The following is a 13,726-nucleotide window of genomic DNA, read 5'->3' as shown; positions in this document are numbered from 1 at the left end:
ATGATCATCTTCCACGCCGGCGGCTACGGCTTCGTGCCCTACGGGCTGAAGACCGGTCGCCGCGGCTGGGAGAACCGGCAACGCATCCCGGCGTTCTACGTCAAGAACGAGTACGGCGTCCCCGACGTCGCGCAGCGCGTCCACTGGGACAACGCGTGGGCGCAGGCGATCGGCAACCCGCGCGCCTACGACTACGGCGTGCTGCGCGAGTGCTGGCTGCACCACTTCCTCACCGACTGGGCGGGTGACGACGGCTGGGTCGAACGCCAGCACGACGAGATCCGCAAGTTCAACTACCAGGGCGACGCCCAGGTGCTCGGCGGCGAGGTGACGGGCAAGCGGGTCGAGGACGGGCGCGCCCTCGTCGACGTCGCGGTGTGGGCGCGCAACCAGCGCGACGAGGAGACCGCCCGCGGGGCGGCGACGATCGCCCTGCCCAGCCGTGAGCATGGCCTGCCGGTCCTGCCGGCGGTGCCCATCGAGCTGAGCCGGGCCGCGACCGAGGTCATGGCCCGCCACGGCGAGCTGCTCCGCGAGCGGCGCTCACGCTGAGGCGACCGACCGACCGCCCGACCGCCCGACCGCCCGACCCGTAGCGTCGCCGACGCTGGCCGCGGGCGGCCCCGTCCAGGTCATCCGACGGGCAGCTCCGCCATCTCCCAGCCGAAGAGACGCTCGGCGTTGCGGTGGGTGATGGCGGCCCGGTCTTCGGCGGACACGCCCGCGAACAGCTCCGTCACGATCTTCTGGATGTGGGGGTAGGGCGTGTCCGCGTGGGGGAAGTCGGCCTCCCAGACGATGCGGTCGACGCCGACCTGGCCGCGCTGCTCCAGGCCCCACGGCTCCTCGATCATGCAGAAGGTGAAGTTACGCCTGAACACCTCGCTGGGCCGGACGTCGTTCGGCAGATGCGACCAGTAGCGGTGGCGTTCCCACTGGCGGTCCGCTCGCTCGAGCGCCGCGGGCACCCATCCGACGCCGCCCTCGGACCACACGATCTGCACGTCCGGGAACTTCGCGAAGACCGGGCTCATCGAGATGTCGACCGCGCAGACCCACGAGGCGACGGCCATCGTCGCGATCGGCACCGCGAAGGACGAGTCGGCAGAGCCCATGTAGAGCTGGCCGCTGGAGCCGATGTGCATGCACGCCGGCACCCCGGTCTCGGTGACTGCCTGCCACAGCGGGTCCCAGTCGGCCTGCCAGTAGGACGGGAGGCCGAGCGGGGCGGGGTTCTCCGGCAGGCAGATCGCCCTGGCACCGTTCGCGACACAGCGGCGCAGCTCAGCAGCGGCGGCCTGCGGGTCCCATAGGGGCGCGATCGTCATGGGGACGTAGAGCCCGCGCGGACCGGCGGGGCACCACTCGTCGAGGACGAAGTCGTTCCAGGCCCGGACGCAGGCGGCGGCCAGCTCCTTGTCCTTGAAGGACGCGAACAGGGCGCCACCGAACCTGGGCAGAGACGGGAAGGCGACCGAGGCGCAGACGCCCTGCGACAGGAGTTCCCGAGCGCGGGCCACCGGGTCATAACACGCGGGGATCATGTCCTCGAAACGCTTGGGCTCCAGCCCCCAGGTCTCGATCGGCTTGCCGGCGACGGCGTTGAGGCCCATGGTCGCCTCGCGGGTGTCCTCGTAGGTCCAGTACTGCGTACCGTCGGGCTCCTCGCGCACCTGGGGCGCGGTGGCCTTGAACTTCTCCGGGACCCGGTCCTGCCACACACCGGGCGGCTCGATGATGTGGTCGTCGACGCTGAACAGGCTGATCATCTGTCCACTCTCGCTCGCCGACCGGGGGCGGAACAAGGGTTCGGAACCCGCTTCTCAGCGCTCGAGCGCGACCGGCGTGCCGTCGTTACTCGGCGTCGAGAAGGGATGCGCTCTCATGGCGCGGTCAAACGTGCCCAGCACGCCACGTCCAGCCCTGGGGATGAGAAGGGCCATCTCACCGGCACCGCTCCTCACCGACGGGTGAACGTGGTTACGTGCAGGCGTGAGCACGACCTACGATCACCACTCCGCCCGTTACGCCGAGCACTGGGCGCAGATCCACGCGGACCTGCGTCGGACCTGTCCGGTGTCACACGTCCCCGCCTACGACGGCTTCTGGCTGCTCACCCGCTACGAGGACGTGCGGACGGCGTTCCTCGACGACGCCGCCTTCTCGTCCCACCACGCTGTCGACGAGGACGGGAACCACTCCGGCGGCGTCGCGATCCCGTCTGCTCCACTGAAGCAGACCCCTATCGAGATGGACCCACCCGAGTACACCGGTTTCCGGCAGCTGCTCAACCCGCACTTCTCCCCCGCCGCGTCGAGACGCTACGAGCAGAAGATCCGCGACCTCACGACGGCCTTCCTCAACCCGATCGTGGCCAAGGGGAGCGGTGACCTCGTCCTGGACCTGCTCAACCCCGTGCCCGGCGTCTTCACCGCGCACCTGCTCGGCCTCCCGCTCGCCGACTGGGAGATCTACGCCGAGCCGATGCACCGGATGGTCTACGAGGCACCCGGCAGCCCCGGGCACGACGAGGCCCTCACGATGTACTTCAAGGTCATCGTCAAGCTCGGGGAGACGGCCGCGGCGCGGCGCGTCGAGCCGCAGGACGACCTGCTCACCATGCTGGTGCAGGCCGAGGTCAACGGCAGGGCGCTGACCGATCAGGAGATCCTCGAGATCTCGTCGCTGATCCTCATCGGCGGCGTCGACACGACCACATCTCTGATGGCCAACGCGCTGCTGTGGCTCCACCAGCACCCCGACGACAGAGCCAGGTTGGCGGCTGACCCTTCCCTCATCCCCAACGCCTGCGAGGAGTTCCTGCGCTACTTCACGCCGACGCAGGCGCTGGCTCGCACAGCCACCTGCCCCGTCACCCTCAGCGGGACCGACATCCCCCAGGGGGATCGTGTCCTGCTCTCCATGGCCGCGGCCAACCGGGATCCGGAGGCTTTCGACGATCCCGAGTCGATCGACCTCACCCGGTTCCCGAACCGCCACCAGGCCTTCGGTCTGGGTATCCACCGCTGTCTGGGGTCCACGTTCGCGCGTCTGGAGATGCGGATCGTCCTCGAAGAGGTGCTGCGGCGGATGCCCGAGTACGTCGTCGACGAGGCGTCGGCGCGGCGGTACCCGAGCATCGGGATCGTCAACGGCTGGGTCGGCATGCCATTCACGACACCGAGCGGCCCGGTCGAACAGACCCCGTTCTCGTACCTGGTGTGACCGAAATCGTACCTGGTGTGACCGACACGTCTATGTGCCTGTCCACGCAACATCGTCCCGAAGGAGCAGACATGGGCAGAGTCGCCGACAAGGTCGTCTTCATCACCGGCGCCGGCCAGGGGCAGGGCCGCTCGCACGCGGTGCGCTTCGCCGAGGAGGGTGCCGACGTCGTCGCCGTCGACGCGTGCGCCGAGATCCACCCCAGGGTGGGTTACCCGTACCCCTCGCCGGAAGACCTCGAGGTGACCAAGGAGCTGGTGGAGAAGGCGGGCCGGCGATGCGTCACCGCGGTCGCGGACGTCCGCCATCGCGACCAGGTCCAGGCGGCTGTCGAGCACGGCCTCGAGGCTTTCGGGCGGATCGACGCCGTGCTCGCCAACGCGGGCATCATCACCTTCCACGAGCGGTCCTGGGAGATCGAGGACGACGTTTACGACGCGATCATCGACACCAACCTCAAGGGCGTCTGGAACACCATCGTCTGCACCGTGCCGTCAATGATCGAAGCCGGGCGGGGCGGCACCATCACGATCACCAGCTCGGCTGCGGGCATCCGCGGCCAGCTGCCCTACGCCCACTACGTTGCCAGCAAGCACGGGGTCGTCGGGCTGATGAAGGCCTTCGCGAACGAGCTGGCGCCGCACCGCATCCGCGTCAACACGGTGCACCCCACCGGGGTCGCGAGCCCGGGCATGGGCATCGGCGGGGCCGAGACCGCGATGCCGATCCTCATGGCGAACCCCACCGCGATGCTCGGCGCGACGAACCTGCTCCCCGATCTGGACACCGAGCCCGGCGGCGACTACGCCCCCGTGGGCGCGATCCCCGAGCTGGAGATCTCCCACGCGATGCTCTGGCTGGCCTGCGACGAGGCTCGCTACGTCACCGGGGTCCAGCTGGCGGTCGACGCGGGCAACACCAACAAGCCGTGAGCGCCGCCGCCGGGCGGAGCACCGTGGACCTTGCGCTGACCGACGAGCAGAACGCCCTGCGCCGCGGCGTCCAGGAGCTGCTGCGCGACCTGGACCCGCGGACCGGCGCCGAGAGCGGGGGCGACCCCGCGCTGTGGCGGGCGCTCGCGGACATGGGCGTCCTGGGCCTCGCGGTCCCGGCGAAGCTCGGCGGCGCGGGCGCGGGGTGGGCCGAGGTGGGCGTCGTCCTCGAAGAGCTGGGACGTTCGCTGGCGTGCGTGCCGTTCCTGTCGAGCGTCCTGCTCGCCACCACGGCGCTACTCGCCGCCGGCGACCGGGAGCACCTCACGGCCATCGCGTCCGGCGCGCTCACCGCGACGGTGTCCCTGGACGCCCGGGTGGAGCACGACGGGAACGCCGCCCGCGGCCGCGCCTCGATGGTTCTCGACGGGGCGAGGGCGGATCTCGTCCTCCTCGAGAGCACCGGCGGCGAGCTGCTGGCCGTGCCGAGCAGCTCGATCGTGGCCACCCCGCTTGCCACGCTGGACCTCACCCGCCGGCTGGCGGACCTGGCGATCGACGGCCCGGCGACGGTGCTGTCCACCGCGGCGCCGCGGTGCCTGCACGCCGCCTCCCAGGCCCTGGGCATCGGCCTGGCGGCGGAGAGCGTCGGCGTCGCCTCCTGGGCACTGGACACCGCGGTGGCCTACGCGAAGGTCCGCCACCAGTTCGGCCGGCCCATCGGGTCGTTCCAGGCGATCAAGCACCGCTGCGCGGACATGCTGGTCGCCGTGGAGTCCGCGCGGTCGGTCTCGACCTATGCGCTGCGGGTCGCCGACACCGGCGAAGACCCCGCCGTCGCGGCCGCGATGGCACAGGCCTGCGCCACCGAGAACGCGGTGGCGGTCACGGCCGGGTGCATTCAGGTCCTCGGCGGCATCGGCTTCACCTGGGAGCACCCGGCGCACCTCTACTACCGGCGCGCCGTCAGCAACCAGGCTCTGCACGGCAGCCCGACCCAGCACCGCGAGACGGTCGCGGTGGGCATGGGCCTGCCCGCTACGCCCGCAGATGAGAAGGGCGCGTGACGCCGCCGCTTCGGAGCTGAAATCGAAGCGCTCGACCGCTTTGACAGCCGTCCGGCGTACGTCGCGGTGACCACTTGATTCGCCGATCAACCGTTCATGGGTGGACGATGCCGACCCTCTACCCGTCGTTCGAGACGACCTGGTCGTCGGAGTGGTGTTTCCCGCGACGATCGCCGCGGCCAGTCCCCGTTCAGGTCTTCACAGGCGGCACGTAGCGTAACAGCAGGAAGAGAAGGTGGGCAGCGAAGAGCTATGGGTCTTCAAGTTTACACCGGGGCGAGCTCAGTCCCGCAGGGCGGCTGCCTTGATTTCCATCTCAACGACGATTCCGGTGCGGGCATCAATGCGATACTGGTGGTCAGCGACCTCGGCACCGAAAAGGAGGTGGCGCGATTCGACGTGTGTGTCGGCGCCCATCCGAGCCCGGCCGATCCCGCCGCCGACCGGGGCTGGCCCGTCGGCTTCACTCTCGACGTGCCGCTTTCCTGGCCGAGCGCGGTGTACTCTGCCGACGTCCACCCGGGCACACCCGGCCAGAGCCGTACGGTCTTCGTGGTGCGCCCGGCGGAACCCGGAGCGCACGCCAGAATTCTTGTTTCGGTTCCGTTTCCCACCTTCTGGGCTTATGCCTGGGCGGGTGTTCCCGGCGCGTCGCTGTATCCGAGCTGCGATCCCGGTCGTGCCCGCCGGGTGAGCCTGCGCCGACCGGGAATAAGCGACCCCGGATGGGAGGCGGCACTGTTGGAATGGCTTACCGCCAGCGATTTCGACGTCGACTACTGCTCCGGTTTCGATCTGCACGACGGCGTGATTCCGGTGGGCGCATACCAGCTCCTGGTCTGTATCGGGCACGACGAGTACTGGACAGCCGAGATGCGTGACACCGCTGAGTGCTTCCTGGCTTCCGGTGGCAACATTGCATTCCTGACGGGCAATACCTGCTGGTGGCAGTTCCGGCTCGAGGACGACGGCCGGACCATGGTCTGCTACCGCGAGGCCGCTGAAGACCCCCTGACCGGCGTGGATGACGCCCGGGTGACGGTTCCTTGGTCCAGCGCCCCGCTCGACCGCCCGGAGAACACCCTCACCGGTACCAGCTTCGGCCGCGGCGCGGCCTGGTTCGGTGACCTGGCGGCGATAGCCTCGGCAACGTGGACGGTGCGGTTCGCTGACCACTGGGTCTTCGAGGGCACCGGTTTGGTCGACGGCGACAGCTTCGGGGCCGGGACGATCGGCTACGAGACCGATGCCGCCGAAGTGGTCGAGGAGGACGGTGTGCCGCGGGTCACCGGCCGGGATGGCACGCCGACCACCTTCGTCGTCCTCGCGACCGCCGAACTGGCGGACTGGGGGCGAGGCGGCCGGCAATACGGTCAGAGCGGCACTGCCACCATGGGCGTGTTCCGCGTGCCCGGCGGTGGCACCGTGTTCAACGCCGCCACGACCGGATGGGGCGGTGTAATGGCCGACACCCGCGATCCTGCCATCGACCGAATCACCTGCAATGTGCTCTCCCGGCTGTCCGGACCATGGCCCGGCGAGCATTGGGAGCGGATAGGACACGCCTGGCGGATCGTCGGGCTCGCGGCGTGCGACGACAAACTGTTCGCGGTTGACTCCGACCGGCACCTGTGGGTTCGGGACCCGGTCGGGCAGAAGCTCTCCTGGGCCAGTCTTGGGCCCGCGCCGTCGTTATGTGCTCTGGCCAGCCCGTGTGAATCCACTGAATCTAGCGGGGGACAGCGGCCGATCGGTCTGTATGCGGTGACTGGTGATGGCAGGCTGGTGTGGCGGAAGCCCAGCCTCGACGCCGCCGACTGGATCGACATCGGTGCCGCGCCGGAGCTGGCCGCGCTCGCGGCGAACTCCGAGGGCCTGTACGGTGTCACGGCCGGTGATGATCTAGTCTTTCTTTCCCACGAGGAGATCGCGACAGGGGCGGCCTGGTCCTACGTTGGGCATGCGCATCAGATCGTCGTCATGACCAACGTCAACGGTTGTCTCTGGGGTGTGACGGCGGAAGGGACCCTGTGTGCGCGGCTGGCGGTCCGGTACGAGATCGACTGGACGGCGCTCGGGACATGCCCCGCTGGGGTCACCGGCCTGGCCGGCCACGCTGGCAAACTGATTGTCAGTACTAATTCGGGCCAGCTGCTGTGGCGCGACATCCCTGCCGTGGCTCCACGCCAATCCTGATGACCTGGTACTGATATTGGCAATACCGGGGTAGGGATGCCGGGATCGGGCGGGCGGTAGCCATCGTGTCGCGAGGCGGCTCATCCGCACCCAGTTCAGGCGCTTGCGCTGGCTGCGGCACCGTAGCGCCTTGAACCAGTGCCGCGTTACCTGGGTGCGGAAGGCTGCCACTGCGTCTATGTTGCCGAGGACGGCGTAGTAGTTGAGATGTCCGTTCACCACGCTGCCCAGCCAGCGCCCCTGTTCGGGGACGGGTAGGTGACGGCGCAGCTTTACCGCCATCCGCTTCTTGTCCGTGACCCGCTTCACCCAGAATCTGCCCCGTTTGGACACCGCGCACATGTGCGTGAAGCCCAGGAAGCGGAACGTCTCGGGTTTACCTTCAGGCTAAGATGCGGGTGCTTCCAAGCCCGGCCTGAGTTCTTCCACCAGGCCCTCGCGGCCGCCGAGTACGGTGCGCAGGACGAGGTAGTCGGATCCCTTGTAACCGCGGTGGTCGTAGGGCCCGAAGCCCAACACCGTGCCGGGGGCTCCCATCGTCGCCGGCACCATACGGACCTTCTCCAGTCCCTTCGCAAGGCCCTCGGGGGTGACCGGGCGTGCGCGGGCGATACCTTCCGCGAGCACCCGGCCCATGTCGTACATGTGCGCCGGGTAGCAGCCGTAGGGCTTCGCACCCCCGAAACGTGCGACATAGCGGTCCTGGAACCCCTGGAAGACCGTGTTGCCCTCGTGCAGAAGATCGACCCCGACCCAGCCCTCGAGCATCTCCGCAGGCGCGGGGAGGTTCATCAGCGCCGGGCTGCCGAGCTCCTGGTCCAGGCCGCTGCACAGCACCCAGGTGGTGATCGTGACTCGGGGGACGTCCCAGCCCTCGCTGACCTGACGGGCCATCTGTGACAGGACGGCGTAGAAGGACAGTCCGTATCCCAGGTGGGCGAGGCCCTGTGCACCCGACGCGCGGACTGCCCGCAGCGCGGTGTCCATCTCGCCATCGGTGACCCGCGGCGACACGATCTGATCGCTGGTGACCTGTAGGCCGAGGGTGCGGGCGTGGAGGCGGAACCAGTCGTAGTACTCGTCGCCGATCGGGTTGTCCTCACGGACCACTCCGACCCGCGTCACACCGCGGCGGAGAAGGTGACGCGCGATGTGGAAGGTCTCATCGGCGAAGGTGCCGTTGGGCGTCTGGAAGCAGAAGTCCCCGGCGAACTTCGTCGTCGCGCAGTAGGAGATGACCGGGACGCGCGTCCGCTCGATCTCGTCCCGCAGGATGCGAGTCAGGTCGGTGATGAACGGACCGACGACCCCGAGGACCTTCTCCTTGTGAACCAGGTCCCGCCACGCGCGGACGACGTCGGCGGCACGGCCGTCCGGCGGGCCTTCGACCTCGCGGAAGACCAGTTCGACCTCGCGGTCGAGGAGCCCTGATTCGAAGGCCTCGGCGAACGCGAGGCGCAGGCCGTCGTACCACTTCTCGACCGGCGCCCACAGCGCCCAGTCCTGCAGCACGCCGATGCGAAACGGCGTGCGGTCGCCGACCAGGCTGTAACGGGTGCCGGCACCGGACAGGACGTGGCTCGCACCATCGGCGTCCGCACCATCGGCGCCCGCACCCTTGACGTCCGCAGCGCCGATGCCCAGTGGCGAGGCCTGCAGCAGGTCTGCCCACGTCACGTCGACCAGCTGCTCGACACCGTCGGCGATGGTGCGCAGGACGACGTAGTCGCCCTTGTAGCCACGGTGGTCGTGCGGTCCGAAGCTGATGACGGTGCCCGGTCCACCGATGCACGCCGGCACCATGCGGGTGCGCTCGAGGGCGTCGGTGAGCCCCTGGGCCGACGGGGGCCGCATCCGGCCCAGTGCGTCCGCGACGACGAAGCCGTGGTCGAAGCCGAGAGCCGCGTAGGCGTGGAAGGGTCTGCGACCAAAGCGCTTCTCGAAGCGGAACAGGACATCCTGGAAGTGCCGGTTACCCTCGTGGACCTGGTCGAGCCCGATCCAGCCGTCGAAGTCCGCGATGAGCGCGGCCTGGTCGTAGTCACCTGCGCCCCCGAACGCGGTGATGGCGACCCACGTGGTGTTCTGCACCTTCACGGGGTTCCAGCCGAGCTCGTCGCCGACCGCCTTGACCGCGGCGCGGACGGGGATCAGCGCGCCGTAGGCGGACAGGACCAGGACGCACTCGGCGCCTGTTTCGTGAGCTGCCCGCAGAACGGGCTCGACCGGCTCATAGGTGTTGAACAGTCCGACGACGTGGTCGGTGACAAGGGTGAGGCCGTAGCGCCTGGCCGCGGCGCGGAAGGCGGCACCGTACTCCTCGCCGATGATCCCGTCCTCGCGGAACAACGCGACGCGGGTGATTGCCTGGGACGCGAGGTAGCCGGCGAGCAGTACCGCCTCGTCCGGGAATCCGCCGTTCTGCAGCGCGAAGGCGTAGGGGCCGGCCCAGTCGAAGGTGGCACAGAAGCTGATCGTCGGCACGCCGGTGCGGTTGACCTCGTCGACGAGAGCCAGGTTGGCCTCGGTGACCACGGGTCCGATGACGGCGAGGCAGTCCTCGTCGTGGACGAGCTCTCGCCAGGCGTCGACGACGACGGAGCTGGTACCCCGCATCGGTCCCTGGACCTCGCGGATGACGAGCTCGATCGCGCGGTCGACGTCGCCGCGCTCCTCCGCCTCGGCGAAGGCGAGCCGGATGCCGTCGTAGAAGTCCTGGATGAGGTTGGTGCCCCCGGCGAACTCCATGCAGACGCCCACCTTGTGGGGAGCGCGGGGGCGCCTTGTCAACAGCTCCTGAGAAGCTTTTTCCTTCGCCACCATGCTGAGGTCTCCATCCCCGTGGCAACTGCCGACTGCCGACTGCCGTATCTCTCGACGGACCTGGTGACCTGGATCGGTCAGCGGGTGATGCCGATGCGCGCCAAGCCGAAGCACTCGATGGCGTTGCCCCGCAGCAGCTGCCAGGTCTCGTGTTCGGTGAGCCGGGCGGCGGTGACGATTTTCTCGGCGGTCTCGCGCGAGTGGGGAAACGTGGAGTCCGAGTGCGGGTAGTCGGTCTCGAACATGATCTGGCCCATGCCGACGACGTCACGGCTCGCGAGGCCGTGCATGTCGTCGAAGATGCAGCCGTAGACCCGACCGGCGATGTAGGAGCTGGGTGGCTCGGGCAGCGCGTCCCGCAGCTTGTTGCCGTAGTAGTGGCTGCGCTCCCACACGGAGTCCAGTCGCTCGATCATGAACGGCATCCAGCCGACCTGGCCCTCGGAGAGCGCGATCTTGATCTTGGGGTGGCGCACGAGGACACCCGAGCACAACCAGTCCACGAACGCGTGCACGGAATTCTCGGCGGTCAACGCCATACCGGCCTCCAACGGCGCGTCGGGCGCCGTCATCGCCATCTGTGACGACGATCCGATGTGCATGTTGATCACGGTGTCGGTTTCGTCGCACGCACGGAAGAACGGCTCCCAGTGCGAGCCATAAATGCTGGGGAGCCCCAGGGGGACCGGGCTTTCGGAGAAGGCGACCGCATGCGAGCCCTTCCCGGCGCAGCGAAAGATCTCGGCGGCGGCGAGTTCGGGATCCCACAGCGGGATCAGGGTGCACGGGATGAGCCGGCCGTAGGCGGCGCCGCCGGACCAGTCGTCGATCATCCAGTCGTTGTAGGCCTGGACGCAGAGCAGCGCAAGCTCCTTGTCTTCCCGCTCCAGAAACGTCTGGCCACAGAAACGGGAGAAGCTGGGGAACGAGAGGCTGGCCTCGGTGTGGTTGTGGTCCATCGCCTCCAGCCGAGCATCCTGCTGCCAGCAGCCTGGGACGATGTCGTCGTAGGTCACCGACGCCGCCGACGGCTCGTCGAGGTACCCGACCTGGGCCATCCCACGGGGTAGTGGCCACACCAGATCGTCGTAGAGCCACAGGTCGACGGGACCCGCGTCGGGGTGCGGCTCCTCACTGAACCTCAGGCCCCCGTCGAAGATCATGCGACCGTGTCGGCGCTCGAGGCGGGGCCCACGGTCGGCGTACCTCGCGGGCAGGCGGTCCGACCAGAGCGTCGGGGGTTCGATCACATGATCGTCAACGCTGATGATCTTTGGGATGTCCATGTGACGCTCTCTCCTGTTCCCGGGCCGCTCAGACGCCGCCGACGCCGCCGACGCCGCCGACGCCGATCTTCCAACGGAAGAGCTCCTCAGCGTTGCCGCTGGTCATCGCCTTCGCCTCGGCGGCGGGAACGTCCGCGAGAAGCTCCGCCACCTGCTTCTGGCTGTGCGGCCAGAGCGTGTCGGCGTGGGGGTAGTCGCACTCCCAGAGGATCTTGTCGATACCTACGTCGTGCCGGACCTTCACGCCGAACGGCTCTTCGATCATGCACGCCCAGATGTTGCGTTCCCAGACCTGGCTGGGGAGCAGGTCGTCCATGCCCGCCCACAGGCGGTGCTTGAGAAACTGGCGGTCGGCCCGCTCGATGGCCGACGGGATCCAGCCGATCCCACCCTCGGACAGGGCCAGCTTGATCGTGGGGTACCGGCGAGGTACCGGGCTCATCGCGAACGCGACCATCGCCGCACAGGCGTTGACGTTACCCAGAGCGATCGGAAGGACGAAGGGGCCGTCGTCCGGCGCCGGGTTGGTGAGCTCGCCGCTGGAGCCGATGTGCATGCAGACGACGATGTCGGTCTCCGTGCACGCCTCCCAGACGGGGTTCCAGAAGTCACTGAACAGTGACGGCAGGCCGAGGGAAACCGTGCCCTCGGGAAAGGACAGGGCGCGGGCGCCCTTGGCGGCGCAGCGTCGAATCTCGGTCGCCATGGCGACCGGATCCCACACCTGGCCGACGATGCAGGGCACGAACATCTCGGGCGCGGCGGCACACCACTCGTCGATGTGGAAGTCGTTGTAGGCCGCAACGCACAGGCTGGCGAGTTCCTTGTCGGCGTAGTTGTTCAGCACCCGGCCACCGAAACCCGCCAGCGTCGGGAAGCAGAGGCTCGCCAGGATGTTGTCCTCGCGCATGTCCTCGGCGCGCGCGCGGGGGTCGTAGCAGCCGGGAATCATGTCGCTGAAGCGGACGGGCTCAAGGTTCCATTTCTCCTGCGGTTTGCCCGCCACGGCGTTCAGGCCCATCTGGGGGAACGTCTCGCCCTCCCAGACCCAGTACTCCCGGCCGTCCCGCTCGATGACGTGCGGAGCGTCGTCCGCGTATCTGGCCGGCAGGCGGTCAGTCCAGACCTTCGCATGTTCGATGATGTGGTCGTCGACGCTGAAGAGGTCGAACACGATGCCGCTCCCTCGGGTACTAAACCGGTCCCTGTTTGTAGCACCGGCGGCACGGGGCCGAGGAAGATTTCGTCGACAACGTCGTTCTCAGCCTGTGGTTGCTAGATCCCGTGGCGAAGCTTGATCAACACCGATCCTGCGATGATCTGACGGCATCATCGAGGCCGCACCATTCGGTACGGCGGCCCTCACCTAGGGCCACACTGTCGATGCGGTGCGTGCAGTCACTCACTTCGTGTGGTACCTTGAGGAATATTCCCCTACTCGGTTCGCTGGGTAGGCGCGAGACCCCGCCTAGGCGGGGTCTCTGCATGTGTACCCCCTTCACCAGGTCTTGGGCTTGTGGATCTTGCGGGGCGGTGCGGCGGTGGACCCCGTGCCGGTCTGCGAGGGCGCGGATGGACAGTCCCAGCCAGCGACCACAACCAGTAACCGCAAAGCAGGCATCACCCCACGAACACGCGACCCTGCCAGTTCAAGGATGGTAGGGGAGGTTATATCGGCTCCTCTTCCGATCAGCTGATCGTGGTCAGCTACGGTTCATCGTGTGACGGGGGTTGAAGCGGCGGTATGGGGGATGCTGGGCGGGTTCACCGTCGAGGGTCTGGACCTGTACACGGTGGTACGCCGACACGGATGCTGGCCCTGGCAGACCGGTGAAGCGAGGGAAGCGAGCCGGTCCGCCTACCTGGTCGCCGAGTTGATCCGGCTGCTGATCGGAGCGGTGCTCGCCGGCGCCGCGGCGAAGTCCGGACAGGTGAACACCGCTGTCGCCGCCTTAGCTGTCGGGATCGCCGCTCCGTTGATCGTGGATCGACTCTCCCGGGTGGTCCCACTGTCCTACGCCGAACCCACACAGACCCATGCCGTTCCCGGCACCCCACTGGAACCGGCGACGACCATTCCCAGCGTCAACAGCCAAGCGTCCGCCAGTCTTCTCCCAGCGACATCATCTCAATCGTCATCCCCGACATCTCAGCCGGTGGAGGACACCACCCCGACGGACACGGCGGGCAGGTGAGG

General features: G+C 68.3%; 9 protein-coding genes and 1 pseudogene. 6 read left to right on the top strand and 4 right to left on the bottom strand.

Annotation, left to right across the window (positions count from 1 at the left end; translation table 11 throughout):
- Window positions 1–552: pseudogene (locus tag U9977_RS07255) on the top strand (acyl dehydratase); the annotation flags it as partial.
- Between the two features lie 80 nt (window positions 553–632).
- On the opposite strand, the gene U9977_RS07250 reads toward U9977_RS07255, so the two are convergent.
- On the bottom strand, window positions 633–1,769 hold the full coding sequence (locus U9977_RS07250) for an amidohydrolase family protein (RefSeq protein ID WP_322748412.1): 1,137 nt from the start codon (window positions 1,767–1,769) through the stop codon (window positions 633–635).
- A 223-nt stretch (window positions 1,770–1,992) separates the two neighbouring features.
- Here U9977_RS07250 and U9977_RS07245 point away from each other — a divergent pair, with 223 nt between their 5' ends.
- The 4 genes from U9977_RS07245 to U9977_RS07230 all read left to right on the top strand — a co-directional run bounded on the left by U9977_RS07245 (window position 1,993) and on the right by U9977_RS07230 (window position 7,420).
- The gene (locus U9977_RS07245) at window positions 1,993–3,225 is read left to right on the top strand and encodes a cytochrome P450 (RefSeq protein WP_322748411.1); all 1,233 of its coding nucleotides are present in this window, start codon (window positions 1,993–1,995) and stop codon (window positions 3,223–3,225) included.
- 71 nt (window positions 3,226–3,296) lie between these two features.
- Complete coding sequence (locus tag U9977_RS07240; protein ID WP_322748410.1) at window positions 3,297–4,157, top strand: mycofactocin-coupled SDR family oxidoreductase; 861 nt, start codon at window positions 3,297–3,299, stop codon at window positions 4,155–4,157.
- Window positions 4,154–5,224, top strand: a complete 1,071-nt coding sequence (locus U9977_RS07235) for an acyl-CoA dehydrogenase family protein (protein WP_322748409.1) — start codon at window positions 4,154–4,156, stop codon at window positions 5,222–5,224. Before U9977_RS07240 ends, U9977_RS07235 begins: the two co-directional genes overlap by 4 nt.
- A gap of 252 nt (window positions 5,225–5,476) precedes the next feature.
- Window positions 5,477–7,420, top strand: a complete 1,944-nt coding sequence (locus U9977_RS07230) for a N,N-dimethylformamidase beta subunit family domain-containing protein (RefSeq protein ID WP_322748408.1) — start codon at window positions 5,477–5,479, stop codon at window positions 7,418–7,420.
- Window positions 7,421–7,807: 387 nt separating this feature from the next.
- Here U9977_RS07230 and U9977_RS07225 read toward each other — a convergent pair whose 3' ends face one another.
- The 3 genes from U9977_RS07225 to U9977_RS07215 form a co-directional block, all read right to left on the bottom strand.
- Window positions 7,808–10,243 (bottom strand): ABC transporter substrate-binding protein, encoded by a 2,436-nt coding sequence (locus tag U9977_RS07225; protein WP_322748407.1) that lies wholly within the window; start codon window positions 10,241–10,243, stop codon window positions 7,808–7,810.
- A gap of 77 nt (window positions 10,244–10,320) precedes the next feature.
- Entirely contained in the window at window positions 10,321–11,529 is a 1,209-nt protein-coding gene (locus U9977_RS07220; protein ID WP_322748406.1) for an amidohydrolase family protein, read from the bottom strand.
- A 28-nt stretch (window positions 11,530–11,557) separates the two neighbouring features.
- Window positions 11,558–12,703 carry an amidohydrolase family protein gene (locus U9977_RS07215; protein WP_322748405.1) on the bottom strand — a complete coding sequence of 382 codons (1,146 nt, stop codon included), beginning with the start codon at window positions 12,701–12,703 and terminating at the stop codon, window positions 11,558–11,560.
- Between the two features lie 547 nt (window positions 12,704–13,250).
- Between U9977_RS07215 and U9977_RS07210 the strand changes: the two genes are divergently transcribed.
- The gene (locus tag U9977_RS07210) at window positions 13,251–13,724 is read left to right on the top strand and encodes a hypothetical protein (protein ID WP_322748404.1); all 474 of its coding nucleotides are present in this window, start codon (window positions 13,251–13,253) and stop codon (window positions 13,722–13,724) included.
- The last annotated feature ends 2 nt before the right edge of the window (window positions 13,725–13,726 follow it).

This window comes from Protofrankia sp. Cas8 (assembly GCF_963555845.1).
In the GTDB taxonomy this organism is placed as follows: Bacteria; Actinomycetota; Actinomycetes; order Frankiales; family Frankiaceae; genus Protofrankia.
The sequence above is the reverse complement of the archived record's forward strand: the minus strand, read 5'-3'. Positions and strand labels throughout refer to the sequence as shown.